Origin of the sequence: Pseudomonas sp. GOM6, from assembly GCF_029537485.1 — a bacterium.
In the GTDB taxonomy this organism is placed as follows: domain Bacteria; phylum Pseudomonadota; class Gammaproteobacteria; order Pseudomonadales; family Pseudomonadaceae; genus Aquipseudomonas.
This window is the reverse complement of sequence record NZ_JARPUS010000006.1, coordinates 64,139-90,720: the sequence shown is the minus strand read 5'-3', so window position 1 is coordinate 90,720 and position 26,582 is coordinate 64,139. Positions and strand designations below refer to the sequence as shown.

At 64.6% G+C, this 26,582-nt stretch carries 26 protein-coding genes and 1 tRNA gene; 16 read left to right on the top strand and 11 right to left on the bottom strand.

The features are described from left to right. Window positions 1-93: 93 nt before the first annotated feature. The 4 genes from P7A97_RS09115 to P7A97_RS09100 form a co-directional block, all read right to left on the bottom strand. Window positions 94-169 (bottom strand) — tRNA-Phe (locus P7A97_RS09115). A gap of 177 nt (window positions 170-346) precedes the next feature. Further along, on the bottom strand, window positions 347-619 hold the full coding sequence (locus tag P7A97_RS09110; protein WP_277689620.1) for an oxidative damage protection protein: 273 nt from the start codon (window positions 617-619) through the stop codon (window positions 347-349). Beyond that, a complete protein-coding gene (gene mutY / locus P7A97_RS09105; protein WP_277689619.1) occupies window positions 616-1,683 on the bottom strand; it encodes an A/G-specific adenine glycosylase in 1,068 nt (355 codons plus the stop codon). The genes P7A97_RS09110 and mutY overlap by 4 nt, the downstream gene beginning before the upstream one ends. Next, on the bottom strand, window positions 1,680-3,902 hold the full coding sequence (locus P7A97_RS09100) for an AsmA family protein (protein WP_277689618.1): 2,223 nt from the start codon (window positions 3,900-3,902) through the stop codon (window positions 1,680-1,682). The genes mutY and P7A97_RS09100 overlap by 4 nt, the downstream gene beginning before the upstream one ends. A gap of 228 nt (window positions 3,903-4,130) precedes the next feature. Here P7A97_RS09100 and P7A97_RS09095 point away from each other — a divergent pair, with 228 nt between their 5' ends. The 7 genes from P7A97_RS09095 (at window position 4,131) to P7A97_RS09065 (ending at window position 10,267) form a co-directional block, all read left to right on the top strand. Next, entirely contained in the window at window positions 4,131-5,348 is a 1,218-nt protein-coding gene (locus P7A97_RS09095) for a sterol desaturase family protein (RefSeq protein ID WP_277689617.1), read from the top strand. A 126-nt stretch (window positions 5,349-5,474) separates the two neighbouring features. Next, window positions 5,475-6,068, top strand: a complete 594-nt coding sequence (gene hisB, locus P7A97_RS09090) for an imidazoleglycerol-phosphate dehydratase HisB (RefSeq protein ID WP_159970776.1) — start codon at window positions 5,475-5,477, stop codon at window positions 6,066-6,068. Further along, entirely contained in the window at window positions 6,069-6,707 is a 639-nt protein-coding gene (gene hisH, locus P7A97_RS09085) for an imidazole glycerol phosphate synthase subunit HisH (protein ID WP_277689616.1), read from the top strand. 55 nt (window positions 6,708-6,762) lie between these two features. Continuing rightward, window positions 6,763-7,500 (top strand): 1-(5-phosphoribosyl)-5-[(5-phosphoribosylamino)methylideneamino]imidazole-4-carboxamide isomerase, encoded by a 738-nt coding sequence (gene hisA / locus P7A97_RS09080; protein ID WP_277689615.1) that lies wholly within the window; start codon window positions 6,763-6,765, stop codon window positions 7,498-7,500. A 149-nt stretch (window positions 7,501-7,649) separates the two neighbouring features. Continuing rightward, a complete protein-coding gene (hisF, locus tag P7A97_RS09075) occupies window positions 7,650-8,408 on the top strand; it encodes an imidazole glycerol phosphate synthase subunit HisF (RefSeq protein ID WP_277689614.1) in 759 nt (252 codons plus the stop codon). 231 nt (window positions 8,409-8,639) lie between these two features. After that, window positions 8,640-9,395, top strand: a complete 756-nt coding sequence (locus P7A97_RS09070; RefSeq protein WP_277689613.1) for an ABC transporter substrate-binding protein — start codon at window positions 8,640-8,642, stop codon at window positions 9,393-9,395. A 110-nt stretch (window positions 9,396-9,505) separates the two neighbouring features. Then, a complete protein-coding gene (locus tag P7A97_RS09065) occupies window positions 9,506-10,267 on the top strand; it encodes a transporter substrate-binding domain-containing protein (RefSeq protein WP_277689612.1) in 762 nt (253 codons plus the stop codon). A 57-nt stretch (window positions 10,268-10,324) separates the two neighbouring features. On the opposite strand, the gene P7A97_RS09060 is transcribed toward P7A97_RS09065, so the two are convergent. From P7A97_RS09060 to gpmI, 3 genes are all read right to left on the bottom strand, one after another. Then, complete coding sequence (locus P7A97_RS09060; RefSeq protein WP_277689611.1) at window positions 10,325-11,629, bottom strand: S41 family peptidase; 1,305 nt, start codon at window positions 11,627-11,629, stop codon at window positions 10,325-10,327. A 43-nt stretch (window positions 11,630-11,672) separates the two neighbouring features. Next, window positions 11,673-12,917, bottom strand: a complete 1,245-nt coding sequence (locus P7A97_RS09055; RefSeq protein ID WP_277689610.1) for a murein hydrolase activator EnvC — start codon at window positions 12,915-12,917, stop codon at window positions 11,673-11,675. 107 nt (window positions 12,918-13,024) lie between these two features. Then, window positions 13,025-14,560 carry a 2,3-bisphosphoglycerate-independent phosphoglycerate mutase gene (gene gpmI / locus P7A97_RS09050; protein WP_277689609.1) on the bottom strand — a complete coding sequence of 512 codons (1,536 nt, stop codon included), beginning with the start codon at window positions 14,558-14,560 and terminating at the stop codon, window positions 13,025-13,027. Between the two features lie 139 nt (window positions 14,561-14,699). Here gpmI and P7A97_RS09045 point away from each other — a divergent pair, with 139 nt between their 5' ends. The 3 genes from P7A97_RS09045 to secB are packed head-to-tail and all read left to right on the top strand — an operon-like array spanning window position 14,700 to window position 15,878. Continuing rightward, the gene (locus P7A97_RS09045) at window positions 14,700-15,113 is read left to right on the top strand and encodes a rhodanese-like domain-containing protein (RefSeq protein ID WP_277689608.1); all 414 of its coding nucleotides are present in this window, start codon (window positions 14,700-14,702) and stop codon (window positions 15,111-15,113) included. Between the two features lies 1 nt (window position 15,114). Then, window positions 15,115-15,369 (top strand): glutaredoxin 3, encoded by a 255-nt coding sequence (gene grxC, locus P7A97_RS09040; protein ID WP_277689607.1) that lies wholly within the window; start codon window positions 15,115-15,117, stop codon window positions 15,367-15,369. A gap of 35 nt (window positions 15,370-15,404) precedes the next feature. After that, entirely contained in the window at window positions 15,405-15,878 is a 474-nt protein-coding gene (gene secB / locus P7A97_RS09035) for a protein-export chaperone SecB (RefSeq protein ID WP_277689606.1), read from the top strand. A 42-nt stretch (window positions 15,879-15,920) separates the two neighbouring features. Here secB and trmL read toward each other — a convergent pair whose 3' ends face one another. Beyond that, the gene (gene trmL, locus P7A97_RS09030; RefSeq protein WP_277689605.1) at window positions 15,921-16,382 is read right to left on the bottom strand and encodes a tRNA (uridine(34)/cytosine(34)/5-carboxymethylaminomethyluridine(34)-2'-O)-methyltransferase TrmL; all 462 of its coding nucleotides are present in this window, start codon (window positions 16,380-16,382) and stop codon (window positions 15,921-15,923) included. 91 nt (window positions 16,383-16,473) lie between these two features. On the opposite strand from trmL, the gene P7A97_RS09025 reads away from it, so the two are divergent. Continuing rightward, window positions 16,474-17,010, top strand: a complete 537-nt coding sequence (locus P7A97_RS09025; protein ID WP_277689604.1) for a hypothetical protein — start codon at window positions 16,474-16,476, stop codon at window positions 17,008-17,010. Window positions 17,011-17,303: 293 nt separating this feature from the next. Here the strand turns inward: P7A97_RS09025 and P7A97_RS09020 are convergent, their stop codons facing one another. From P7A97_RS09020 to P7A97_RS09010, 3 genes are read right to left on the bottom strand one after another with little or no spacing between them, the layout of a single operon-like run. After that, window positions 17,304-18,557 (bottom strand): diguanylate cyclase, encoded by a 1,254-nt coding sequence (locus tag P7A97_RS09020; RefSeq protein WP_277689603.1) that lies wholly within the window; start codon window positions 18,555-18,557, stop codon window positions 17,304-17,306. Window positions 18,558-18,571: 14 nt separating this feature from the next. Next, window positions 18,572-19,975 (bottom strand): ATP-dependent RNA helicase DbpA, encoded by a 1,404-nt coding sequence (gene dbpA, locus P7A97_RS09015; protein ID WP_277689602.1) that lies wholly within the window; start codon window positions 19,973-19,975, stop codon window positions 18,572-18,574. A gap of 31 nt (window positions 19,976-20,006) precedes the next feature. Beyond that, window positions 20,007-20,894, bottom strand: a complete 888-nt coding sequence (locus P7A97_RS09010) for an acyltransferase (protein ID WP_277689601.1) — start codon at window positions 20,892-20,894, stop codon at window positions 20,007-20,009. A 156-nt stretch (window positions 20,895-21,050) separates the two neighbouring features. Between P7A97_RS09010 and P7A97_RS09005 the strand changes: the two genes are divergently transcribed. The 5 genes from P7A97_RS09005 to creD all read left to right on the top strand — a co-directional run bounded on the left by P7A97_RS09005 (window position 21,051) and on the right by creD (window position 26,549). After that, the gene (locus P7A97_RS09005; protein WP_277689756.1) at window positions 21,051-22,298 is read left to right on the top strand and encodes an HD-GYP domain-containing protein; all 1,248 of its coding nucleotides are present in this window, start codon (window positions 21,051-21,053) and stop codon (window positions 22,296-22,298) included. 67 nt (window positions 22,299-22,365) lie between these two features. Then, complete coding sequence (creB, locus tag P7A97_RS09000) at window positions 22,366-23,052, top strand: two-component system response regulator CreB (protein WP_277689600.1); 687 nt, start codon at window positions 22,366-22,368, stop codon at window positions 23,050-23,052. Then, the gene (creC, locus tag P7A97_RS08995; protein WP_277689599.1) at window positions 23,052-24,476 is read left to right on the top strand and encodes a two-component system sensor histidine kinase CreC; all 1,425 of its coding nucleotides are present in this window, start codon (window positions 23,052-23,054) and stop codon (window positions 24,474-24,476) included. Before creB ends, creC begins: the two co-directional genes overlap by 1 nt. A 101-nt stretch (window positions 24,477-24,577) precedes the next feature. After that, window positions 24,578-25,018 carry a CBS domain-containing protein gene (locus tag P7A97_RS08990; protein WP_277689598.1) on the top strand — a complete coding sequence of 147 codons (441 nt, stop codon included), beginning with the start codon at window positions 24,578-24,580 and terminating at the stop codon, window positions 25,016-25,018. A 184-nt stretch (window positions 25,019-25,202) separates the two neighbouring features. Beyond that, a complete protein-coding gene (gene creD / locus P7A97_RS08985; protein ID WP_277689597.1) occupies window positions 25,203-26,549 on the top strand; it encodes a cell envelope integrity protein CreD in 1,347 nt (448 codons plus the stop codon). Window positions 26,550-26,582: the final 33 nt, after the last annotated feature.

The following is a 26,582-nucleotide window of genomic DNA, read 5'->3' as shown; positions in this document are numbered from 1 at the left end:
GTGTCGCGCACGTACACAAAGGCTGCGTATGGCACGAAAGACGGACAAAGAAAAACCCCGAGGAATCGCTTCACTCGGGGTTCTCGGTATTAGTGGTGCCCAGGGACGGAATCGAACCGCCGACACGGGGATTTTCAATCCCCTGCTCTACCGACTGAGCTACCTGGGCAACGGGGCGCTATTAAACGGATTTGGCTGGGTAGTGTCAAGCAAGGGAATGAAAAAAATTTCAGTACAAACGGGAGGTTACGGAATTTCAGCGGCAGCCGGTGTTTGGCTGCCGGGTTCGAGGGGCTGGTTGCGACTGCCGCAGGGCGGTCGCGGCCAAGGCCCCTCCTACAAGTGCTTAGGCGCTTGGTGGTACGTAGCCGTCGGCCTGGGCGTAGTCCTGGCCGGAGAAGAACTTGTCCATCTCGGTCTGCAGGAACTTGCGATCCTCGGCGTTCATCATGTTCAGCCGGCGTTCGTTGATCAGCATGGTCTGGTGCGCCTGCCATTCTTCCCAGGCCTTCTTCGATACATTGTCGTAGATGTCCTGGCCCTTGGCGCCTGGATAGGGCGGGCGGTCGAGGCCAGGCAGTTCCTCGTTGTATTTGCGGCAGTGGACGGTACGGCTCATGAGGCTTCTCCTGCATTCAGTTCTTGCGCGGCTCGTTTAAGGAGCTTCTTCACCGGGGCGGCCAGGCCCAGGCGCGGCGGGCTGGCGAGGTTATACCAGAGCCAGTCGCCCTCGGCCACGGCGGCTCCCGGCTGTTCCACGCGCACCAGCCAAGGCTCGATGGCCAGTTGAAAGTGGCTGAACGTATGGGTCAGGCCGGCCAGTGCATGACGTTCGCCAAGCTGCAGGGCGTGCTGGCTGGCCAGGTTGTCGAGCGCGCCGAGGTCGTCCAGTTCCGGCAGGCTCCACAGGCCGCCCCACAGGCCGCTGGAGGGGCGGCGGTAGAGCAGGATGGCGCCTTCGGCATTGGCCAGCAGCGGCATCAGCGTGCGTTTCTGCGGCAGCGCCTTGCGCGGCTTGGGCTCGGGGAAGTCCGTCTCGCGGCCGAGTAGGTGGGCGCGGCAGCCTTCGCGCACCGGGCACAGCAGGCAGCTGGGCTTGCTGCGAGTACAGAGGGTGGCGCCGAGATCCATCATCGCCTGGGTGTAGTGGTTCACCCGTTCATGGGGAGTCAGTTGTTCGGCCAGTTGCCACAGCTGCTCAGCGACCTTGGGTTCGCCGGGATAGCCGTGCTGGGCCTTGTAGCGGGCCAGCACGCGCTTGACGTTGCCGTCGAGGATCGGTGCGCGGAGGCCCATGCTCAGGCTGGCGATGGCGCCGGCGGTGGAGCGGCCGATGCCGGGCAGTTCGGCGAGCTGCTCGACCGAGCGGGGGAATTCTCCGCCGTGCTGCTCGACCACCGTCTTCGCCGCCTTGTGCAGGTTGCGCGCGCGGGTGTAGTAGCCGAGGCCGGTCCACAGGTGTAGCACTTCATCCTCGGGCGCTTCGGCCAGAGCCTGTACGCTTGGCAGGGCCTCCATGAAGCGGTCGAAGTAGCCGAGCACGGTGCTGACCTGGGTCTGCTGCAGCATGATCTCGGAGACCCACACGCGGTACGGGGTGATGCCCTGTTGCCAGGGCAGGTCCTTGCGCCCGTGCTGGTCATACCAGGCCAGCACGGCGCCGTTGAATTGCTCGGGGGTCATCGGTTGAACAGGCCCTTGAGCGCGTCCTTGAGTTCCGGGCTGACCTTGTCGCCGAGCTTCTCTTCGATCTTCTCGCTGAGTTTGTCGCCGGCCAGTTTGGCGGCTACCTTGGTCAGGCCTTCCTTGTCCACGCGGCAGGCCTTGGCGCCCAGCTCCAGTAGGCCGCGGCAGCGTAGCGGCCATTCGAGACCGACATAGCGCTCGTTGACCTGGCAGGCCGGGTCCGGCATGGCGCGCTTGTCGCCTTCGATGACGATGCCGACGCGGTAGTCCATGCCCAGTACGCGCAGGTCGACGTCGCCGTGACCGTTGAGGGTCAGGCCGGGAATGCGCGCCTTGAGGTCGGGGTTGCTGGCGACGCCATTGGTGAAGTTCAGGCTGCCGCGCAGCTCCTCGAAGGGGGTGTCCTTGCCGCGTGGCTCGCCGGACAGTGACTTGCGGTTGAGGGTGGCGATGCCCTGGCACAGCTGCTGCTCCAGGTTGGCGTCGACCAGTACGCCATCGCTCAGGCTGAAGTTGGCCTTGCCGTTCAGCGCGTCGACCCAGGCCTTCTGACTGTTGCCCTGGGTGCGCACGTCGGCGCTGAGATCAAGCTTGCCGCGCAGCGGCGCTTTCTCGCCCTGGGCTTCGATCAGTTTTTCCACGGGGATGCGCTTGAGCTGCTTGCGTGCGGTGAGCAGTGGCACGGCCGGGCGCGCATCGAGTTGCGAGGTGGCGTTGAACTCGCCGCCGTACAGCTCGCCACGCAGCTCCTGCAGGCTGAGCAGGCCGCCCTTGGCGGTGGCCTTGAGGCTGGCATTCTCCAGCGGCAGCTTGTCGATGGTCAGCTGGCCGAGGCCGAGATCGGCCTGTACGTCGAGCTTGCGCAGGGTATCCAGCGGCAGCATGGGCGCGCTGCTCCAGGCCTGCTGGGTCGGTGCGTCCGGCAGCGGCGTGCTGCCACTCTTGCCGGCGGCGGCGACGGTCTGCTTAACCTCGTTCTTGCGTGCGGCACCTGCGCTGGCGTCCTTGTCTTCCGGCGGCAGGTAGCGGTCGAGGTCAAGCTTGTCGCCCTTGAGCTGTACGCGCAGGGCCTGCTTGCTCAGGTCGGTGACGGCCAGCTTGCCGCTGAAGCTGCTGTCGTCGAGCTTCAGGGCGAGGTCGTCGAGGCTGATGCTGTTCGGTGTGCCGCCCAGGCGAGTGGACAGCTCGAAGCGGCTCAGGGTGCTCTGGTCACGCATCGCTGGCAGGGCTACGCCGAGGCCGTCGAGAAACTCGCGCAGGTTGAACTGGGCGACGGACAGGCTGCCTTCGAGCTTGGCGGTCTTGTCCAGGTCGCGCAGTTTGAGCTCGCCGAGGGCGCGCAGCTGGTTGGCGGACAGCTTGATGCCGGTCCATTCGGCCACCTGTGCCGATTGGTCGAGCAGCAGCTGGCCCTGGCTGGAGAAGGTCAGGGTCTTGCCGTTGAGCGGCTCGCCGGAGGCCTCGCCGGCCAGCTTGATGTCCTGCAGCTGGTAGCGTTTCAGCGCGCGGTCGAAGCGCAGCAGGCCTTCCAGCTCGGTCTTGGCGCGCACTACCGGCTGGTTGCTGCCGAGGAAGGCGAGCAGTTTGATCGGGATATCGGCGCTCTCGCGGATGGCGCCGGTGCTCAGCTCGATGCCTTCGGCGCTGAACTGCTGGCCACTCTGCTCGTCGTGGTAGTCGACGCGCGAGTTGCTCACGGTGAGGCTGTCGATATCCAGCTTGAGCGGCTGGCCGCTTTCGTCGGTGGTTTGCGCGACCGGCTCGTCAGGCTGGGCGGGCGCCTTCGACTCGGCGCCGTTGCCGGGTTGCTCGCTCTGGCGGCCGACGCCTTCCCAGTTGCCGCGACCCTGTTTGTCGCGCTGCAGGGTCAGGTCGAGGCCATCGACGCGGATGTCGCTCATCTGCACTTCCTTGCGCAGCAGCGGCAGAGCGCGCACGGACAGGCCGATCAGGCGCAGGTCGGCGAAGGGTTTGTCCGGGGTGTCGGCGCTGGCCAGAGTGGCGTCGGTCAGCTCCAGGCCGAGCCAGGGAAACAGGCTCCAGCCGATGTCGCCCTTGAGCTGCAGTTCGAGATTGGCCTTGTCGCGGGCCAGTTGCTGGATCTCGTCCTTGTAGTCGTTGGGGTCGAACAGATGGGTCAGGGCGAAGCCGAGACCGATGATGATCAGCAACAGGCCGAGTAGTAGCAGACCCAGGATCTTGCCGAAGGCTTTCATGGACCAGTCCTTGTGTGGGGTTCTTTTATGACCGGCGGGAGTATAACGCCGTCGCCGGTGGCGCGACGGTGAGCCGCAGGGTGGTGGCAGGGGTTTGGATAACGCTGTCCGCGAGCGGTTCCCCTGGGTTTGGCATCCGGGGCAGGCAGGCCTGGCGGCTGCGGCCATCCGCAGCCGGTCATTTGGGTTTAGGCTGGCGGCATAACAACGAGATTCGCCGAGGTTGCAATGAATGTGGTGGTGATGGCCGTGCCGCTGTACATCCTGCTGATTCTGCTGGAGCTCGCCTACGAGCGCTGGAGTGGGCGCCACACCTACCGCCTGGCCGATGCCACGACCAGTATCGACACCGCTGTGCTGCGCGTGCTGCTGGAAGGGCCGCTGCGCCTGCTACTGGTGATTCCCTACGCCTGGCTGTACGAGCATGCACGGTTGTGGACGCTGGACCCTGCGTCGCCCTGGACTTGGCTGCTCGGCTTCATTGCGGTGGATTTCTGCTTCTACTGGGCCCATCGCAGCCTGCACAGCGTCAACCTGTTGTGGGGTGCGCACCAGCCGCATCACTCCAGCGAGGACTTCAACCTGTCCACCGCCTTGCGCAAAGGCGCCTTCCAGACCGCTTTCGACTGGCCCTTCTACCTGCCGCTGGCGCTGTTCGGTCTGCCGCTGCCGCTGTTCTTGGTACTGCTCGGCGTGCAGCTGGTCTACCAGTTCTGGATTCACTCGCAGCATATCGGCCGTCTGGGCGTGCTGGAGTGGTTCATGGTCACGCCGAGCAATCACCGCGTGCACCATGGGCAGAACGACTACTGCATCGACAGGAATCACGGCGGCGTATTCATCATCTGGGATCGCCTGTTCGGCACCTTCGCCGACGAGGCTGGGCCGGTGCGTTATGGCGTGACCACGCCGGTGCGCACCTTCGATCCGTTGCGCCTGCAGTTTTCCTGGTGGCGTCTGCTGTGGGACGACGCGATGGCTGCGCGCTCATGGTGGGACAAGCTTCGTCTGTGGTGGATGCCGACCGGCTGGCGCCCGGCCGATGTGGCGGATCGGCCCTGGCCGCAGATGGGGGCGGAAATCTTTGACCGTTCCTGTCCGCTCGCCATCAAGTGCTATGCCTTCGCCCAGTTTTTGCTGATCAACGGTCTGGCTCTGGGTTATCTGGCTGCAGTCAGGCAGGTTGACCTGTGGTGGCCGCTGTTCGGCCTGGCGCCGTTGATCGTACTGGGCTGTGTCAGCCTTGGCCGCTTGTTCGAGGGGCAGATAGGCATGTGGCGCCTGGAGGCGGGGCGGTTGCTGTTGCTGGCCGTGCTGGCGCTGGCTTGGGGCTCGTGGCTGGCGCCGGGGCAGTGGCTGCTGGGCGTGACCCTGGCCGGCCTGTGTCTCGCCAGCCTGCTATGGCTGACTTGGCTGGCGGCGCGCCCGCGGTTGGCTCAGGCCTAGGTAATCGACAGTTTGTTCTGACCAATCGCCCCGATAGCCCGCGCGCCGACCACCGCCGGTAGCCGCGCAAGCCCCGCCCCGCCTATAATGTCGGCCTTTTTCCGTCAGTAGCCTGTGGAGCTGGAGATGGCCGAACGTACGGCATCCGTCGAGCGCAACACCCTGGAGACCCAGATCAAGGTCTCGATCAACCTGGATGGCACCGGCAAGGCCAAGTTCGATATTGGCGTGCCGTTCCTCGAGCACATGCTCGACCAGATCGCCCGTCATGGCCTGATTGACCTGGATATCTACTGCAAGGGCGACCTGCACATTGACGATCACCACACCGTGGAAGACGTCGGCATCACCCTCGGCCAGGCTTTTGCCAAGGCCGTCGGTGACAAGAAGGGCATGACCCGTTACGGCCACTCCTACGTCCCGCTGGACGAGGCGCTGTCGCGCGTGGTGATCGACTTCTCCGGTCGCCCCGGCCTGCAGATGCACGTGCCGTTCACCCGTGCGGTGGTCGGTGGTTTCGACGTCGACCTGTTCCAGGAATTCTTCCAGGGCTTCGTCAACCATGCCCAGGTCAGCCTGCACATCGACAACCTGCGTGGGCACAACACCCACCACCAGATCGAGACCGTGTTCAAGGCCTTCGGCCGTGCCCTGCGCATGGCCGTCGAGCTGGATCCGCGCATGGCCGGGCAGATGCCGTCGACCAAGGGCACCCTGTAAATGCAGACCGTTGCTGTCATTGATTACGGCATGGGCAACCTGCACTCGGTGGCCAAGGCGCTGGAGCATGTCGGCGCCGGTCGCGTGCTGGTGACCAGCGATGCCAACGTGATCCGCGAGGCCGACCGCGTGGTGTTCCCCGGCGTTGGCGCGATCCGCGACTGCATGGCCGAGATCAAGCGCCTGGGCTTCGATGCCCTGGTGCGCGAGGTCAGCCAGGATCGTCCGTTCCTCGGCATCTGCGTCGGCATGCAGGCGCTGCTGGAGCGCAGCGAGGAGAACGGCGGCGTCGATTGCATCGGCCTGTTCCCCGGCCAGGTGCGTTTCTTCGGCAAGGATCTGCATGAAGACGGCGAGCATCTGAAGGTGCCGCACATGGGCTGGAACGAAGTGCAGCAGAGCCTCGACCACCCGCTGTGGCACGAGATTCCGGACATGGGCCGTTTCTACTTCGTGCACAGCTACTACATCGAGGCCGCCAACCCAGCCCAGGTGGTCGGTCGCGGCCACTACGGCAAGGACTTCGCCGCAGCGCTGGCCGAGGGCTCGAAGTTCGCCGTGCAGTTCCACCCGGAGAAGAGCCATAGCCACGGCCTGCAGCTGCTGCAGAATTTCGTTGGCTGGGATGGCCGCCTCTAACCGCTTTCGTTTTGTTCCGGGCCCAGTGCGAGGCCCGGTCTGAGGACTCGCTGAAATGCTGATTATCCCCGCTATCGATCTGAAGGACGGCGCCTGCGTGCGCCTGCGGCAGGGCCGTATGGAAGACTCCACGGTGTTCTCCGATGACCCAGTAAGCATGGCCGCCAAGTGGGTTGAGGGCGGTTGCCGCCGTCTGCACCTGGTCGACCTCAATGGCGCCTTCGAAGGCCAGCCGGTCAACGGCGAAGTGGTCACCGCCATCGCCAAGCGTTACCCGAACCTGCCGATCCAGATCGGCGGCGGCATCCGCACCCTGGACACCATCGAGCATTACGTACGCGCCGGCGTCAGTTACGTGATCATCGGCACCAAGGCGGTGAAAGAGCCGGAATTCGTCACCGAGGCGTGCAAGGCCTTCCCGGGCAAGGTGATCGTCGGCCTGGATGCCAAAGACGGCTTCGTCGCCACCGACGGCTGGGCTGAGGTGTCCAGCGTGCAGGCCACCGATCTGGCCAAGCGTTTCGAGGCCGACGGCGTCTCCGCCATCGTTTATACCGACATCGCCAAAGACGGCATGATGCAGGGCTGCAACGTCGAGGCCACCGCGGCCCTGGCCGCCGCCAGCAAGATCCCGGTGATCGCCTCCGGCGGTATCCACAACCTCGGCGATGTCGAGAAACTGCTGCTGGCCCGTTCGCCCGGCATCATCGGCGCCATCACCGGCCGTGCCATCTACGAAGGCACGCTGGATGTGGCCGAAGCGCAGACCTTCTGCGACAACTTCAAAGGTTAAGAGTGCTCTGAAGCCTCGCTAAGCGAGCGAGCCGCTTCAGATGCAAGGCGCGTGGCGCGCAGCGACGAGGCAGTACATGAGTACGGCGAGGAGCGAGCACCACGCAACGCCGCAGATGTGCGGCGCAGCTGGTTAGAGAGGGTTTCAGCATGGCGCTGGCGAAACGCATCATTCCTTGCCTGGACGTGGACAACGGCCGCGTGGTCAAGGGCGTCAAGTTCGAGAACATCCGCGATGCCGGCGATCCCGTCGAAATTGCCCGCCGCTACGACGAGCAGGGTGCGGACGAGATTACCTTCCTCGACATCACTGCCAGCGTCGACGGCCGCGACACCACCCTGCACACGGTGGAGCGCATGGCCAGTCAGGTGTTCATCCCGCTCACCGTCGGTGGTGGCGTGCGCACCGTGCAGGACATCCGCAACCTGCTCAACGCCGGTGCCGACAAGGTGTCGATCAACACTGCTGCGGTGTTCACCCCGGAGTTCGTCGGTGAGGCCGCCGACCGCTTCGGCTCGCAGTGCATTGTGGTCGCCATCGACGCCAAGAAGGTCGCCCCTGGGCGCTGGGAAATCTTCACCCACGGTGGGCGCAAGCCGACCGGCCTGGATGCGGTTGAGTGGGCGAAGAAGATGGAAGGCCTGGGCGCCGGCGAGATCCTGCTGACCAGCATGGATCAGGACGGCGTAAAGAGCGGCTACGACCTCGGCGTAACCCGCGCCATCAGCGAGGCCGTGGGCATTCCGGTGATCGCCTCAGGCGGTGTCGGTAACCTCGAGCACCTGGCCGCCGGCATCATCGACGGCAAGGCCGATGCGGTGCTGGCCGCGAGCATCTTCCACTTCGGCGAATACAGCGTGCCGGAGGCCAAGGCCTACCTGGCCAGTCGCGGCATCGTGGTGCGCTGACCTGCCGGCAATGGCTGTCGCGCATCAGTATTGATGCGTCGCGCCGCGTGGTTCGCTTCTTGCGTGTTTATTACGGCAAATCGATTGTCTGGCTAGCTGCCGGGCAGTCGCTGTGACCTGGCTCACGGCGAGCAGGTGCCTGCGTGGCACTATGCGCGCTCATCCGACCGCCCGCAGAGGCGGCGTAGCAGGAAACTGTCCAACCTAAACACCACTTGGAGCTGTACTGCGATGTTGAAGTATCTGCGCAAGACGCTGTTCCTTGGTCTGTTCTGCCTGGCTGGCGGGGCACAGGCCGAGCTACCCGAAGATTACAAAGTGATCCTGCTGACGGAGAATTTCCCGCCGTTCAACATGGCCATCGACGAGAAGAACTTCGCCCGCGATGAAAATATCGATGGCATCAGTGCCGACCTGGTGCGCGAAGTGTTCAAGCGTGCCGGTGTCGGTTACACCCTCAGCCTGCGTTTTCCCTGGGACCGTATCTACCGCCTGACCCTGGACAAGCCCAACTATGGCCTGTTCTCCACCACCTACACCGAAGAGCGCAAGCCGCTGTTCAAGTGGGTCGGGCCGCTGGCCAAGAGCGAGTGGGTTCTGCTGGCCGCGCCTGATAGCAACATCCAGGTGAACAGCCTGGAAGAAGCGCGCCAGTACACCATCGGCGCCTACAAGAACGACGCCGTCAGCCAGCATCTGGAAAGCCAGGGGATGACCCCGATCAACTCCCTGCGTGACCAGGAGAACGTGGCCAAGCTGATGAGTGGCAAGATCGACCTGTGGGCCACCACCGACCCGGTCGGCCGCTACATCGCCCGTCAGGAAGGGGCCAGTGGCCTGAAAGTCGTGCTGCGCTTCAATGCCGCCGAACTGTACCTGGCGCTGAACAAGGAAACGCCCGACGAAGTGGTGCAGCGCCTACAGCAGGCACTGGATGCACTGCGCAGCGAAGGCTACGTCGACGAGATCACCAACAGTTACCTCTGACTCGCGTTGGCTATTCTCCTCAGACACGTCCGTGCGGCGCTTCGTGCTACCCTGCGCGCCCCACGGACGGCAAGCCGTTGCGTCGTGGCCTGACTTTCAAGGAACTCCATATGCTGTTGAAGCGACTGACTACGCTGCTGCTGGGTACCGGCCTGCTGTTTAGCGCCGCGGCCCATGCCGAACTGCCTGACGACTACAAGGTCGTGCTGCAAACCGAGAACTTCCCGCCCTACAACATGGCCACCAACGGCAAGAACTTCGCTCGCGAGGAAAATCTTGCCGGTATTGCCGTGGACATCGTGCGCGAGACCTTCAAGGCGGCGGGCATTCCCTACACCATGACCCTGCGCTTTCCTTGGGCGCGGGTCTACAAGATGGCCCTGGAAACGCCGAACAACGGCGCCTTCGTCATGGCCAAGCTGCCGGAGCGGGAAAAGCTGTTCAAGTGGGTCGGCCCCATCGGCCCGGACGACTGGGTGATGCTGGCACGTGCCGACAGCACCATCAATCTGATCAGCCTGGAGCAGGCCAAGTCCTACCGGGTTGGCGCCTACAAGGGCGATGCCATTGAGGAACACCTGCTCAAGTCGGGGCTGGAGCCGATCAGTTCACTGCGCGACCAGGAAAACGCGCACAAGCTGGCCGAAGGCAAGATCGACCTGTGGGCCACCGGCGATCCTGCCGGTCGCTACCTGGCCAAGCAGGAAGGCATAACCGGCCTGAAGACCGTCTTGCGCTTCGACAGCGCCGAGCTGTTCCTGGCACTCAACCCGGAAACACCGGACGAAGTGGTCGAGCGCCTGCAGAAGGCACTCGATGGCCTGCGTGCCAGCGGCGAAGTGGACAAGATCTTCCAGAAATACGTCGACTAAAACCGTCGGCCATGAAAAAGCCCGGGCATGCCCGGGCTTTTTCGTTGTGACGGAAAGTCAGTTGCTGCGGGTGACGTTCAGTCCCTTGAGCAGGTTGAGCGCCTGGTTCAGCTGGTAGTCGTCATCCTGCGGGCGTGGTTCCTGCTTTTTCTTGCTGCCGCTTGGCTTGTCCGCGCCGCCATTGCCATTGCCCAGGTGACCGGCCAGGTCAGCCTCCTTGACCGTCTCGTCGCCCTGCTCGCGGGTCACCTTGGCACGGTTGACCTCGATGTCCGGGGCAATGCCCTGGGCCTGGATCGAGCGGCCGTCGGGCGTGAAGTACAGGGCGGTAGTCAGCTTCAGGGCGCGATCGTTGTTCAGCGGCAGTACGGTCTGTACCGAGCCCTTGCCGAAGCTGTCGGTGCCCATCAGCACGCCGCGCTTGTGGTCCTGCAGGGCGCCGGCGACGATCTCGGAGGCCGAGGCGCTGCCGCCGTTGATCAGCACCACCAGCGGCACACCTTCGCTGGCGTCGGCCGGGTCGGCATTGAAGCGCAGCTCGGAGTTGGCGATACGGCCCTCGGTGTAGACGATCAGGCCCTTCTTGAGGAAGTGGTCGGCCACTTCCACCGCGGCCTGCAAGACGCCGCCCGGGTTGTTGCGCAGGTCCAGCACCAGGCCGCTGAGCTTCTTGCCGTTGTCCTTGCGCAGTTTGGCCAGCGCCTTGCCGACTTCCTCGCCGGTGTTGACCTGGAACTGGCTGATGCGGATCAGGCCGTAGCCCTCGTCAAGCAGCTGGCTCTTCACACTCTTGACCTTGATCACCGCGCGGGTCAGCACCACGTCGAACGGTCGTCCGCCCTCGCGCACCAGGGTCAGGGTGATCTTGCTGCCGGCCTTGCCGCGCATCTTGTCCACCGCTTCCATCAGCGACAGACCCTTGGTCGGTTGACCGTCGATCTTGACGATCAAATCGCCCGGCTGGATGCCGGCCTTGGAGGCCGGTGTGTCGTCGATCGGCGAAACCACCTTGACGAAACCGTCCTCGGTGCCGACTTCGATGCCCAGGCCGCCGAACTCGCCGCTGGTGCTTTCCTGCAGCTCGGCGAAGGCTTCCGGCTCCAGGTAGGCAGAGTGCGGGTCGAGGTTGCTGAGCATGCCCTTGATGGCGTTCTCCAGCAGGGTCTTGTCGTCGACCGGCTCGACATAGGCCGATTTGATGCGGTCCATCACCTCGGCGAAGGTACGCAGCTCATCCAATGGCAGCGGCGCCTTGCCGCTGGCAGTCGGGGCTTCGACCGCTTCGTTGGCTGCCATGGCCGGGCCGCCGAACAGCAGGCCGATGGCCAGGGCGAGGGGGGTGAGGCGACGGAATTGCTGCATGTGAACTCCCAAAAATGATCAAGCGCCGACAGCTATCCGGCTGTCATCCCTGCGCGCGGCACCATTGCGCCGGGTCGCTGGGGCGGCCCTGCTGGCGGATGGCGAAATACAGCGCCGGGGTGTCCTGGCCACCGCTGGTGCCGACCGTGGCGATGGCCTCGCCGGCCTTGACGATGTCGCCGGCATCCTTGAGCAGACTCTGATTATGGCCGTACAGGCTCAAATAGCCGTTACCGTGGTCGAGAATGACCAGAAGCCCGGCGCCACGCAACCAGTCCGCGAACACCACGCGCCCGCCGTGTACCGCATGTACCTGGCTGCCGGCGCGGGCACCAATCAGCACGCCATCCCATTTGGCGCGGGCATCGCCATCGCGGGGGCTGCCGAAGCGGGCGACCAGGCGACCATCGACCGGCCAGGGCAGTTTGCCCTTGGCCTTGGCAAAGGGGCCGCCGAAGTTACCGCCCGCGCTGGACACGCTCGGTCCCAGGGGCAGCGGCTTGCTGCCCGGGTTGCGTGGCTGCTGGGCTTCGAGGGCCGCCAGGCGGCGAGCTTCCTCGGCCTCGCGTGCCTGGCGGGCGAGGGTTTCCTCGATGGTCTTGAGAACACGGGCCAGTTCGAGCTGTTCCTGCTCTTTGGCCTTGAGCTTGCGGTCGCCGGCGCCGTATTCCTTGTTCAGCTTGGCCAGGGCCTGCTGGCGCTCTTTACGCACGGTGGCGAGCTTTTCCCGGCGCTGATCCAGCTCGCTCTTCTGTGCCTGCAGTTGAGCCTGCTGGCTGCCGATCTCGGCCTCGATATTGGCCAACTGACGCAGGGTTTCGTTGAAGGCTTCGAGCTGTTCCAGGCGAGCTTTGCCCAGGTAGTCGTAGTAGGTGAGGGTGCGTGAGAACTGTTCCGGCTGCTGCTGGTTGAGCAGCAGGCGCAGCGGTTCCTGCTGACCGCTCTGGTAGGCCGCGCGGGCCTGAATGGCGATCAGTCGCTGCTGCTCAAGGCGCGACTGCTGGAGTTTTTTTTTCTCCTGATCGAGGCGCTTGAGCTCTTCCTCGCTTTTCTGCAGTTCGCCTTCGAGGCTTTTGACCTCTTTCTGCAACTGGCCCATCTCGGTTTCGCTGCGCTGCAGTTCTTTCTGCACGCTGGATTTCTCGCGCTGCAGCTTCTCCAGCATTTTTTTCAGCTCGGCGACGTCGGCGCGAGCCGCGTCGAGCTGCTTCTGGGTCTCGGCCTTCTGGTCGGCGAAGGTCGGCACGGTCAGGCTGGCGAGCAGTACAAGGGCGAGGGCGCGGAGCATGCTGATGTGGCACCGGGTGCGGAGGGACGGCCTAGTATGCCCGTGGCGCGGGGCAAAAAAAACGCCCGCCGGTGGTGGCCGGCGAGCGTTTCACGGATTGCGCCGATTTACTGCAGCTGGACGATGGTCTTGCCGGTCATTTCCGCCGGTACCGGCATGCCCATCAGAGTCAGCAGGGTCGGCGCCACGTCGGCCAGCACGCCGCCCTGGCGAATGGTCGCCGGGCGCTTGCCGACATAGATGAAGGGCACCGGTTCGCAGGTGTGCGCGGTGTGCGCCTGGCCGGTGCATTCGTCTTCCATCTGCTCGACGTTGCCGTGGTCGGCGGTGATCAGCGCCTCGCCGCCGACCTTGTCCAGCGCCTCGACGATGCGGCCGACGCAGCTGTCCAGGGTTTCCACGGCGGCGACGGCGGCTTCGAACACGCCGGTGTGGCCGACCATGTCGCCGTTGGCGTAGTTGACGATGATCACGTCATAGCGCTGGTGTTCGATGGCGTCGACGATCCTGTCGGTGACTTCCGGCGCGCTCATTTCCGGCTTGAGGTCGTAGGTGGCGACGTTTGGCGACGGAATCAGGATGCGCTCTTCGCCGGCGAAGGGCTCTTCGCGGCCGCCGGAGAAGAAGAAGGTGACGTGTGCGTACTTCTCGGTCTCGGCGATGCGCAGCTGGGTCTTGCCGTTGTTGGCCAGGTACTCACCGAGCACGTTGGTCAGCGCTTCCGGCTTGAACGCGCTGGGCGCCGGGATGCTCGCCGCGTACTGGGTGAGCATGACGAAGCCGGCCAGTTGCGGGGCGCGTTTGCGGGCGAATTCCTTGAAATCGGCCTCGACGAAGGCGCGGCTCAGCTCGCGGGCGCGGTCGGCGCGGAAGTTCATGAACACCACGGCGTCGCCGTCTTCCACCTTGACCGGCTCGCCAATGGTAGTGGCCTTGACGAACTCGTCGCTCTCGCCGCGCGCGTAGGCAGCTGCCAGACCTTCCACGGCACTGGCGGCGTTGAACTCGCCCTGGCCGTCGACGATCAGGTTATAGGCCTGCTCGACACGGTCCCAGCGGTTGTCGCGGTCCATGGCGAAGTAGCGGCCGGTGAGGCTGGCGATGCGGCCCTTGCCCAGCTTGGCGAAGGTGGCGTCGAGCAACTCGATGGACGGCTGGGCGCTCTTCGGCGGGGTGTCGCGGCCGTCGAGGAAGGCATGCAGGTAGATCTTCTCGGCGCCGCGCTGGGCGGCCAGTTCGGCCATGGCGACCAGGTGATCCTGGTGGCTGTGCACGCCGCCGTCGGAGAGCAGGCCAAGGATATGCACGGCCTTGCCGGCGCCGACGGCCTTGTCCACGGCCCGGGTGATCTCGGCATTGTCGAAGAACTCGCCGTCGCGGATCGCCTTGGTCACCCGGGTGAAGTCCTGGTACACCACGCGGCCGGCGCCGAGGTTCATGTGGCCGACTTCCGAGTTGCCCATCTGCCCGTCCGGCAGGCCCACATCCATGCCGCTGCCGGAGATCAGACCGTGCGGGAAGGTGGCGCGCAGGCGGTCGTAGACCGGCGTGTTGGCCGCGTGGATGGCGTTGTACTCGGGGTTGTCGCTGTGGCCGAAGCCATCGAGGATGATCAGAACCAGGGGTTTGGGCGTGGCGCTCATGCAGGCTCGCTCGCTGTGGTGATCAAAAAAGGTCGCGCATTTTACGGCCATAAGCCCGCGGCGTCACCGCCGGGCGGGGCTTGGCCGACCTGTGGGGCTGTGTATACTGGCCGCCATTTTAAGGCTTTGGAACCCCGCGATGTTGGCCCACCTGATTGAATTTGCCACTAACCACTATGCATTGGTCGGCACTTTTGCCGTGTTGCTGGTGCTGCTGATCGTCACCGAACTGCGCAAGGGTGGCAAAAGCCTGTCCAGCCGCGAGCTGACCGCGCTGGTCAATGCCGACCAGGGCCTGGTGCTGGATGTCCGCAGCAACAAGGACTTCGCCGCCGGCCATATCGTCGATGCATTGAATATCCCTCACGAGAAACTCAGCAGCCGCATGTCCGAGCTCGAGAAGCACAAGGCCAAGACCATCATCGTGGTCGATGCCCTGGGCCAGCATGCCGGTGGCGTCGCCCGCGACCTGCAGAAGGTCGGTTTCACCGCGGCCAAGCTCGGCGGCGGCATTGCCACCTGGCGCGGTGACAACCTGCCTGTGGTCAAGTGACATGGCTGAAGTGGTCGTCTACTCCAGCGCCTGGTGCCCCTACTGCATCCGTGCCAAGCAACTGCTGAGCAGCAAGGGCGTGGTCTTTCGCGAGATCATCGTCGACGGCCAGCCGGATGTGCGCGCCGAGATGACGCGCAAGGCCGGGCGCACTTCGGTGCCGCAGATCTGGATCGGTGCCACCCATGTCGGTGGCTGCGACGACCTCTATGCCCTGCAGCGCGCCGGCAAGCTCGACGTCCTGCTGCAATCCTGAATCCTTTCAGAAACCCGTAAATAAGAAGATCCGCCATGACCGAACAAGCAAACAACGGTGCCGCCCAGGCCGAACAAGGCGCACAATTCTCCCTGCAGCGCATCTACGTGAAGGATCTGTCCTTCGAAGCGCCGAAGAGCCCGGAAATCTTCCGCCAGGAGTGGGCACCGAGCGTGGCGCTGGATCTGAACACCAAGCAGAAGTCGCTGGAAGGCGACTTCCACGAAGTGGTGCTGACCCTGTCGGTGACCGTGAAGACCGGTGAGGAAATCGCCTTCATCGCCGAAGTGCAGCAGGCCGGTATCTTCCTGATCAAGGGCCTGGATGCTGCTTCCATGAGCCACACCCTCGGCGCCTTCTGCCCGAACATCCTGTTCCCCTACGCCCGCGAAGCGCTGGACAGCCTGGTGACCCGTGGCTCCTTCCCGGCGCTGATGCTGTCTCCGGTGAACTTCGACGCCCTGTACGCCCAGGAGCTGCAGCGTCAGCAGGCCCCCGCCCAGGCCTGATCGACCTATATGAGAAAGCCGCCTGCGGGCGGCTTTTTCGTTTCAGGAACCGGCGAAATCCAGCTGCCGCCAGGCTTCGTAGACCACCACCGCGACGGCGTTGGACAGGTTCAGGCTGCGGCTCTCGGGGCGCATCGGCATGCGCAGGCGCTGCGCGTCGGGCACGCTCTCGCGCACGTCCACCGGCAGGCCGCGGCTTTCCGGGCCAAACAGCAGCATATCGCCGGCCTGATAGTGCATTTGGGCGTAGCTGTGCGTGGCCTTGGTGGTGAAGGCCAGCAGGCGCGTGGGCTTGACGCTTTGCAGGCAGTCGTCCAGCGTGGCATGGCGCTGCAGCGTGGCGTATTCGTGATAGTCCAGGCCGGCGCGGCGCAGGCGCTTGTCGTCCAGTTCAAAGCCCAGTGGCTCGATCAGGTGAAGCTGGCAGCCGGTATTGGCGCACAGGCGGATGATGTTGCCGGTATTCGGCGGGATTTCCGGCTGGAACAGGACAACGTGGAACATGGCGTGGGCTCGGTCATGATCGGGCGCGACATTCTAAACTGCCGCAGCTTCGCTCAGGCGCTGCGAGGCGGAATTTGATGGAGGCTTGGCCTTGAGCTTGCCCGACAACCTGACTGACGACTCTGACGGCGACGCGCAGCGTGTGGCCCTTGCCCGGCGCGAGCGCATCGAGCGCCTGCGCCGAGGCTCGGTCTGGTTCATGGCGGTGATGCTGCTGGCCATGCTGATCGGGCTGATGATCGGCCGGGTGGTGCGCGATCAGATTCCCTGGGGCGGGGTGATGCCGCCACGTGAAGCCGCCAGCCGCCCGTCCGTACTCGCCGTGCAACCTGTGCTCGATGCGCATGGCCTGACGCTCAGGCTGCAGCTGGCGCAACCGGTTCGCTATCAGCGCAGCGAGCAGGGCGGCGCGGTGATTCTTCGCCTGGAAGACGTGGCGTTGAACCTGGCTACCCAGGCCGGGCGGGTACAGCGTGGTGGGCGCAGCCTGGCCTGGCGGGTGGAAGCCCTGGGCAGTGATGTGCAGATCCTGCTGGTCGGTCTCGGTGCGGAGTTGCGGGTGAGCGAGGATCTGCAGTCGGCTGGCGAGCACTGGCAACTGGAGGTCGATGTAGCACTGCCAGAGTGAATGGCGATCTGTCTGGATGAACAGGATCGGTGCGCAATGCACCAGAACAGTTCGTGCGTGGCCTGGATATTTCTTGCTGTTGGCGCTGTGTGTGGCTCAGCAGGATCAGGGCTTCGCCGGCGAAGCCCCCGTTTTCATGGGGTAGACAGCAAAAAGGCCGCCCATTCGGGCGGCCTTTTTGGCTCGGGTGTAAAAGAGGGGATTCCCCGGCCTGCCTGTACCAAGGCCCCCAAAACTGGAGTTATCTGATACTAAGCAGAAGGTGTGCCAGTTTTATTACGGTGACCGGGTATTTAAGTGTTCGAGCTTGGATGGCTGCCGAGTGTGCGTCCGCGGCCACTGCGTTTGGCCTGGTACAGCCCGATGTCGGCCTGGTGCAGCAGGTTTTCCAGTTCATCCACCGGGCCATGGTAAATACCGGCGCTGAAGCCCAGGGGCGGGGCGCCGTTGGCGTACTTGAGCGCTGCGCAGTGTCGGCGCAGCGTCTCCAGCTCGCGGGTCAGCGTGGCGCCGTCGAGCGTACTGATCAGGGCAAACTCCTCGCCCCCCAAGCGCCCCAGCAGGGTGTCCGGAAAGGCTTTACGCAGGGCGCGGGCGAACTGCACCAGCGCGGCGTCGCCGCTGGCATGGCCGTGCTCGTCGTTGATGCGCTTGAAGTGGTCGAGGTCGATCATCGCGACGCTGATGTCGCGCCCGGCTTTCTTGGTCTGGCGCAGCAGTTCCAGGCCCTGTTCGTAAAAGGCTCTGCGGTTGTACAGGCCGGTCAGCGCATCGAACAGCGCAGCCTGTTTCAATGCGCGCAGCATGTCGCGGCGCTCCAGGCTGAACATTACCCGGCAGTTCAGTTCCTCGGGGCAGAACGGCTTGCGCAGGAAGTCGTCGGCACCATGCTTGATGAACATGGCGCTGAGCGAGCCCTTGGCGTCGGCCGAGAGGCCGAGAATGATCAGCTCGTTGCGCTTCATCTTCTGCCGCAGCAGCTTGACCAGCTCGAAGCCGCTAATGCCGGGCATGCTGTGGTCGACCAGCAGCAAGTCGATGTCCGGCTGCTCGCGCAGGATGCGCAACGCCTCTTCACCGTCGCAGGCGTCGATGATCTGGTACAGGTGTGGCGTCAGCACGCGGCGGATGAAGTGGCGGGTGGCCTCGGAATCCTCGGCCACCAGAATCTTCACGTGGCTGTTGCTCTCCAGCCGGTGCAGCAGGCGGAAGGCGTATTCGTAGGAGTGCTGGCTTTCTTTCAGCACATAGTCGACGACACCTTTAAGCAGCAGCTCGTCGCGGCGGTGCTCGTCATAGGAGCCGCTGAGCACGATGCACGGCAGGTTGAACTGCATCACCAGATCGACGATCTCGCCACGCGGTGCATCCGGCAGGTTGAGGTCGACGATGGCGGCGAAGAACAGTGCCGAGGAGGTTTCCAGCAGGACCTGGGCCTCGCCCAGGCTGGCGCAAAACAGGGGTTGCAGGTCCGGCTCCTGACGGAACAGGTGCTCGAGAATTTTCAGCACCAGTGGGCTGTCTTCCACCACCAGGATATTGCGCATCGCCATCTGTCCTTTTAGAGCATCCGTACCTTGACTGGGCGGCCCTTGATCTTGCCGCTGGCCAGACGTTGCAGGGCCTGTTTGGCGATGCTGCGGTCCACGGCGACATAGGCCTGGTAGTCGAAGATGGCGATCTTCCCGACCTTGTCGCCGGGAATGCCGGCATCGCCGGTCAGCGCACCAAGGATGTCGCCGGGGCGCAGCTTGTCCTTGCGCCCGGCGCTCAGGCACAGGCTGTGCATCGGCGGTAGCAGCGCTTCGCCCTTGTCCTTCAGCTCGCCGAGCAGCTGCCAGGTCAGCGGGCTGCCCTGTTCGTCCTCGATGGCCTGGGCGCGATAGGCCTCGCTCGGCGCCACCAGGCTCAGCGCCAGGCCCTTCTCGCCGGCACGACCACTGCGACCGATGCGGTGGATATGCACCTGCGGGTCGCGGGCCAACTCGACGTTGATCACCAGCTCCAGACCGGCGACATCCAGACCGCGTGCGGCCACATCGGTGGCCACCAGCACACTGAGGCTGCGGTTGGCGAACAGGGTCAGCACCTGGTCGCGGTCGCGTTGTTCCAGATCGCCGTGCAGGGCGGCGGCGGAGATCTTCTCGGCTTCCAGGCGCGCGGCCAACTCGTCGCACTGCTGGCGAGTGGCGCAAAAAGCGACCGCCGGCTGCTTGCGGAAGTGACGCAGCAGGCGAATTACCGCCTCTTCGCGCTGTTTGGGGTCGATTTCGTAGAAACGCTGCTCGATCTGCTCATCGTCGTGTACGGCGTCCACCTGCACCCGCTCTGGCTCGCGCAGGAAGCGTGCGGCCAACTGGCCGATGCCATCCGGGTAAGTGGCAGAAAACAGCAGGGTCTGTCGGCGCGCCGGGGTCTGCTCGATGACTTCGGCGATGCTGTCGAAGAAGCCCATGTCGAGCATGCGGTCGGCTTCGTCCAGCACAAGGGTGGAGAGGCCGTCGAGCTTCAGCGTGCCCTTGCGCAGATGTTCCTGGATGCGCCCCGGGGTGCCGACGATGATGTGCGCGCCGTGTTCCAGCGAGCCGATCTGCGGGCCCAGCGGCACGCCGCCGCAGAGGGTGAGGATCTTGATGTTGTCGGCGGCGCGGGCAAGGCGGCGCAGTTCCTTGGCTACCTGGTCGGCCAGCTCCCGGGTCGGGCACAGCACCAGCGCCTGGCAGCCGAAGAAGCGCGGATTCAGCGGATGCAGCAGGCCGATGCCGAAGGCGGCGGTCTTGCCGCTGCCGGTCTTGGCCTGGGCGATCAGGTCGCGGCCCTTGAGAATCAGCGGCAGGCTGGCGGCCTGGATCGGCGTCATTTCGGCATAACCGAGAGCGGCGAGGTTGTCGCGCATGGCGGCGGACAGCGGCAGGGTGGCGAAGGAGCTGGTCACGGGGCGCACCTGGGCGGAAGGGGCTGGCATTGTAACAGGCTGACGCCCACCCGCTGCGGGCTTACAGCTGCTGTTTGAGCTCGCTGATCAGGTGATCCTTGTCCTGCCAGAGCCGGGTCACCCAAGCCTGTACGTACTGGCGGAATTCGGCGTCGTTCTCATAGTCGCCGGCCCACAGGGCTGGGTCCAGCTCGCGGCTGCGAATGTCCATGATCACGCGCGGCACCTGGCCGCTGATCAGCGCCCAGAAGCCTGGAGGGCGGTCACCGGGGTAGACCAGGGTCACGTCCAGCAGGGCATCGAGTTGCGGTCCCAGCGCCGCCAGGGTGAAGGCAACGCCACCGGCCTTGGGCTTGAGCAGGTGCTGGTAGGGCGAGCCCTGCTGCGCCTGCTTGGTCGGCGTGCAGCGGGTGCCTTCCAGGTAGTTGACCACGGTGACGTTGAGATCCTTGAAGCGCTCGCAGGCGCGCTTGGTGATCTCCAGGTCCTTGCCAGCCATTTGCGGGTTCTTCGCCAGATAGGCTTTGGAGTAGCGCTTCATGAAGGGGTAATCGAGCGCCCAGAAGGCCAGGCCGAGGAAGGGCACCCAGATCAGCTCCTGCTTGAGGAAGAACTTGAAGTAGGGGGTCTTGCGGTTGAAGGCCTGCACCAGTGCCGGGATATCGACCCAGGACTGGTGGTTGCTGACCACCAGGTAGGAACGGTCGCGGCGCAGGCCTTCGCCGCCGCGAATGTCCCAGACGGTGGGGGTGAAAATGGCAAAGATCAGCTTGTCGATCTCCGCCCAGGTTTCCGCCACCCACATCACCCCGCGGGAGAACAGGGCGCGCAGCCGTCGGTTGGGCGCGGCCAGCTTGAGCAGGGCGATCAGCAGCAACGGGCCGATCAGCAGCAGGGTATTGAGTAGCAGTAGGACGATGACGCAGAGCGCGGTAAGCAGTCGACGCATGACAGGTTCCCTTTGTTCAGGCGCGCCCATGATACCCATCGGATCGTCTACCGCGAACGGTAGGACTCACCTAGACTCAGCCTTGATGGCACTATGCCTTTGGCTGGCGCAGGGGGTCCTCGCCAGGCTGGTGCCTTGACTGATTGGCCATCCACTGTGCTTAAACGCATTGCTGTCGCCGAGCTGTGCCTCGGCATGTATATCCACGAGTTTTGCGGTTCATGGATGGACCACCCGTTCTGGAGGGGACGTTTCCTGCTCAAGACCGAGCAGGATCTGCGGCGTATTCGCGACAGCGATATCAGCGAAGTCTGGATCGATGTTAGCAAGGGCCTGGATGTCGCCCCGGGGCAGCTCAGCCAGACGGTCGAGGAAGTCGAGGCCGAGACCGAGGCACGTCTGCTGGAGGTCGCCACGGCGGCGCCTTTGCCGGCCCGCGCCAGCCTGGAGGACGAACTGCAGCGTGCGGTGCGCCTGTGCGCACGCTCCAAGCAGGCGGTGGTCGCCATGTTCAGCAACGCGCGCATGGGTCATGCGGTGGAGTTGGAGCATGCCCGTGAATTGGTCGAGGAAATCTCCGATTCGGTCATGCGTCACCCCAACGCGCTGATCAGCCTGGCGCGGCTGAAGAGCAGCGACGAATACACCTATATGCACTCGGTGGCGGTGTGCGCCCTGATGATTGCGCTGGCCCGCCAGCTCGGCCTGAGCGAGGAGCAGGTGCGCGAAGCCGGGGTTGCCGGCTTGCTGCATGACATCGGCAAGATGGCAGTGCCCGACAGCATCCTCAACAAACCGGGCAAGCTCACCGATGCCGAGTTCGGCACCATGCGCAGTCACCCGCAGGCCGGCACGCGCATGCTGATCGACTGTCGCCAGGTCAGTGCCCTGGTCATCGATGTGTGCCTGCACCACCACGAGAAGTTCGACGGCAGCGGCTACCCGCACCGCCTGGCTGGTGAGCAGATTAGCCAGTTTGCCCGTATGGGTGCGGTGTGCGACGTCTATGACGCCATTACCTCGGATCGCCCCTACAAGAAGGGCTGGGACCCGGCCGAGTCGATCCGCAAGATGGCCGAATGGAAAGGCCATTTCGACCCGATGATCTTCCAGGCCTTCGTCAAATCGGTGGGGATCTACCCGGTGGGCGCGCTGGTACGCCTGGAAAGTGGTCGTTTGGGCGTGGTGATCGAACAACACGAAAAATCGCTGCTCACGCCCAGGGTCAAGGTGTTCTTTTCGGCACGCTCGAAGATGCCGATCCCCCAGGAGGTGATCGACCTGAGCAAACTGGCCGGGCGCGACAAGATTGTCGGGCGCGAGTCAGCCGAAGAGTGGGGGTTCAAGAGCATCGAGGCGCTCTGGTCGGGGCAGGCCATGGGCAAGGGCTCGCTGTTCGACTGAGGCGGTTGACGGCGTCGGCGCCGCTGCGGCACCGTGCCTGCATCGCCACGCCGAGCGCACGGACGCCATGCCGCATATCCTCATAGTCGAAGACGAAGCCGCCATCGCCGATACCCTGGTCTACGCCCTGCAGGCCGAGGGTTTCACCACCACCTGGCTGCAACTGGCCGAAGCGGCGCTGGAGCTGCAGCAGCGCAGCCCGGCCGATCTGTTGATTCTCGATGTCGGCCTGCCGGATATCAGCGGCTTCGAGGCCTGCAAGCGCCTGCGGCGGTTCTCCGAGGTGCCGGTGATCTTCCTCACCGCCCGCGATGCCGAGATCGACCGGGTGGTGGGCCTGGAAATTGGCGCCGATGATTACGTGATCAAGCCGTTCAGCCCGCGTGAAGTGGCCGCGCGGGTGCGCGCCATCCTCAAGCGCTTGTTGCCCCGTGGCGAGAACGCGGCGAGCGCGATCAGCCACAGCGGGCCGTTCCAGCTGGACGCCGAGCGGGTGCGTATCGACTACCACGGCCAGCCGCTGGCCCTGACCCGCCACGAGTTCCGCCTGTTGCAGACCCTGCTCGGCCAGCCCGAGCGGGTGTTTTCCCGCGAACAGCTGCTCGACGCCCTGGGTGTGCCGGCCGAGGCCGGCTACGAGCGCAATATCGACAGCCACATCAAGAGCCTGCGCGCCAAGTTGCGCCAGGTGGCGGCGGACGCCGAGGCCATCCAGACCCACCGTGGTCTGGGCTATAGCTTGAGATTGGTCTGATGCCGCTGGGTATCCGCATCTTCCTGGTCTACTTCCTGTTCGTCGGCCTGGCCGGCTGGTTCGTGCTTAGCACGGTGATGGACGAAATCCGCCCCGGCGTGCGCCAGAGCACCGAGGAAACCCTGGTGGATACGGCCAACCTGCTGGCCGAGATCCTGCGTGACGAGGTCAAGAGCGGCCGCCTGGCCCAGGGCCGCCTGCCCGAGCTGCTGGAGTCTTACGGTCGGCGTCAGCCGCAGGCGCAGATCTGGGGCGTGCACAAGCAGGCGGTGAATCACCGTATCTATGTCACCGATGCCCAGGGCATCGTCCTGCTCGACTCCAGCGGCGTGGCGGTGGGCCAGGACTATTCGCGCTGGAACGATGTGTACCTGACCCTGCGCGGTGAATACGGCGCCCGCTCGACCCGCGAAGACCCGGCCGACGAGGACAGCTCGGTGATGTACGTGGCGGCACCGATCAAGGATGGCGAGACGATCATCGGCGTGGTCTCGGTGGCCAAGCCGAACCAGTCACTGCAGCCCTATATCGAGCGCTCGCAGCGACGCCTGGCCTGGCTGGGTGTGGGCCTGATCGGCCTCGGCCTGCTGATCGGCGGGTTGTTGTCCTGGTGGCTCAGTGGCTCGCTGCGCAAGCTCACCCGCTATGCCGGCGCGGTCAGCCGTGGCGAGCGTGCCGAGCTGCCGGCGCTGCGCGGTGGCGAATTGAAGCAGTTGGCCGAGGCGGTGCAGAAGATGCGCACCGAGCTGGAGGGCAAGGCCTATGTCGAGCAGTACGTTCATACCCTGACTCACGAGCTGAAGAGCCCGCTGGCGGCTATTCGTGGCGCCGCCGAGCTGCTGGAAGAGGAGATGCCGGCCGAGCAGCGCCGGCGTTTCGTGGCCAATATCGCCGGCGAGGGCGAGCGCCTGCAGCAGCTGATCGAGCGCCTGCTCAATCTGGCCCAGGTCGAGCAGCGCCAGGGCCTGGAAGAGCGGGTGGCGGTGAATCTGCGCGAGCTGGTCGAGAGTCTGCTGCAAGGGCAGGCGGCGCGTATTCAGGCCGCAGGGCTGCGGGTCGAGGTTGCGCTGGACGCCAGCGTGCGGGTGCTGGGTGAGCGCTTTCTGCTGCGCCAGGCACTGGCCAATCTGCTGGACAACGCCCTGGACTTCACCCCGCCCGCCGGCGTGCTACGTTTCTCGGCTTCCGCCTCGGGCGAGCAGTGGGTGCTGTGTCTGTTCAATCAGGGGCCGGCTATCCCCGACTATGCGCTGGCGCGCCTGACCGAGCGTTTCTATTCGCTGCCGCGCCCTGGCAGTGGGCGCAAGAGCACCGGGTTGGGGCTGAATTTCGTGCAGGAGGTGGCGGCACTGCATGGCGGCGAGCTGCGCATTGGCAATGTCGCCGGGGGCGTCGAGGTGAGTCTGAGCCTGCCGCGCGTCTAGGTGTTCTGGCGCGCAGGTTGCTACAGCTTGTTTCGCGTTGTCCGCAGGGCGGCACACTCTGCTAAAACTGAGGGATATCCAACCTGGGAGACAGAACAACAATGAAGACGGTCGCCGAACTGCTGCGCAACAAAAACAATGCCTATATCCACAGCGTGGCGCCGGATGCCTCGGTGCTCGATGTGGTCAAGCAGCTGGCGGAGAAGCGCGTCGGTGCGCTGGTGGTCATGGCCGGTGGGCGCATGGTGGGCATCGTTAGCGAGCGTGACTATGTGCGCAAACTGGCCGAAATGGAGAGCGCCGCCTTCGATGCCAAGGTCAGCGACATCATGACCGCTGAAGTGATCACCGTGGGCCCGCGCGACAGCGTGCAGCACTGTCTGCAGTTGATGACCGACCGCCGCTTGCGCCATTTGCCGGTGCTGGCCGAGGGCGAGCTGATCGGCCTGCTGTCGATCGGTGACCTGGTCAAGCAGACCATCGACGATCAGGCCAGCCTGATCCAGCAACTGGAGCAGTACATTCGCGGCGAAGTGGGTTAGTTGCCGAGCGCTCGTAGGCTGGGGAGAGCGTAGCGAAACCCAGCCTGACTCGCTGCCGGGTTTCGCTACGCTCTCCCCAGCCTACCCGCTTCCAACAATCTCCACAGACTCTCCACATTTTCCCCACGGCGCCGCCACTGGCGCCGTCGAGACTCTCCCTCGGAGCAACCCAAGGAGAGTCCCGATGAACCGCAATCTGCTGATCAAGCTTGGCGCCATAGGCCTGCTGATCATTCTGTTGATGATCCCCATCCTCATGATCGACGGCATGGTCGAGGAGCGTCAGTCCCTGCGTGACGAGGTGCTGCGCGATATTGCGCGCAGTTCCAGCCATAGCCAGACCATTACCGGCCCGCTGCTGGTGGTGCCGTACCGCAAGACCGAGCGCAACTGGAAAACCCACGTCAACACGGGCGAACGCTACCTGGAGGAAAGCGAACGTTCCGGCCGCCTGTACTTCCTGCCCGAGTACTTTGCCCTGGGCGGCACGGTCAGCACCGAGCTGCGCGCGCGCGGCATCTACCAGGCGCGCCTGTTCCACAGCAACAGCCGGCTCTCCGGGCACTTCGAGGTGCCGGCCAACTTCGGCATCCGCGAGGATGTCGGCGACTACCGTTTCGGCGAGCCCTTCGTCAGCGTGGGGATCAGCGATATCCGCGGCATCAAGAACAACCTGGTGCTGGAGCAGGGCGGGCGCAAGCTGGCGTTCCAGCCGGGTAGCGCCACCCACCTGCTCGGCGCCGGCGTGCACGCCCCGCTGCCGCTGGCCGTGGCCGACATTCACCAGGGCCGGCGCCTGGACTTCGCCTTCGACCTGCTGCTGCAGGGCACCGGCGAGCTGAATATCGTACCGGTGGGCCGCGAGACGCTGGTCGATCTGGAAGCCGACTGGCCGCACCCGAGTTTTATCGGTGCTTACCTGCCCAGCGAACGCGAGATAACCGGCAAAGGCTTCACGGCGCGCTGGCAGACCAGCTTCTTCGCCACCAACCTGGAGGAAGTGCTCAATGGCTGCAGCGCGGGTGAACAGTGCCGCAGCCTGCAGAGCCGCTACTTCGGGGTGAGCTTCGTCGACCCGGTGGACCAGTACCTGAAGAGCGATCGGGCGCTGAAGTACGCGTTGCTGTTCATCGTCCTCACCTTCGCCGGCTTCTTCCTCTTCGAAGTGCTCAGACGCCTGGCCGTGCACCCGGTGCAGTACGGTCTGGTCGGCTTGTCGCTGGCGATGTTCTACCTGCTGCTGCTGTCGCTGGCCGAGCACATGGCCTTTGCCCAGGCCTATTTGCTGGCGGCATCCGCCTGCGTGCTGCTGATTGGCTTCTACGTCAGCCATGTCTTGCACAGTTGGCTGCGTGGCGCCGGTTTTACCCTGGCCCTGGCCGCGCTCTACGGCATGCTCTACGCCCTGCTCAACGCCGAGGACTACGCCCTGCTGATGGGCTCGCTACTGGTGTTCGGCCTGCTCAGCGTGGTGATGGTGCTGACCCGCAAACTCGACTGGTACGGCCTGAGCAAGCCGGCCGCCGTCTGACCCAATACGGGCGCGGCGCGACCGCGCCCAGCA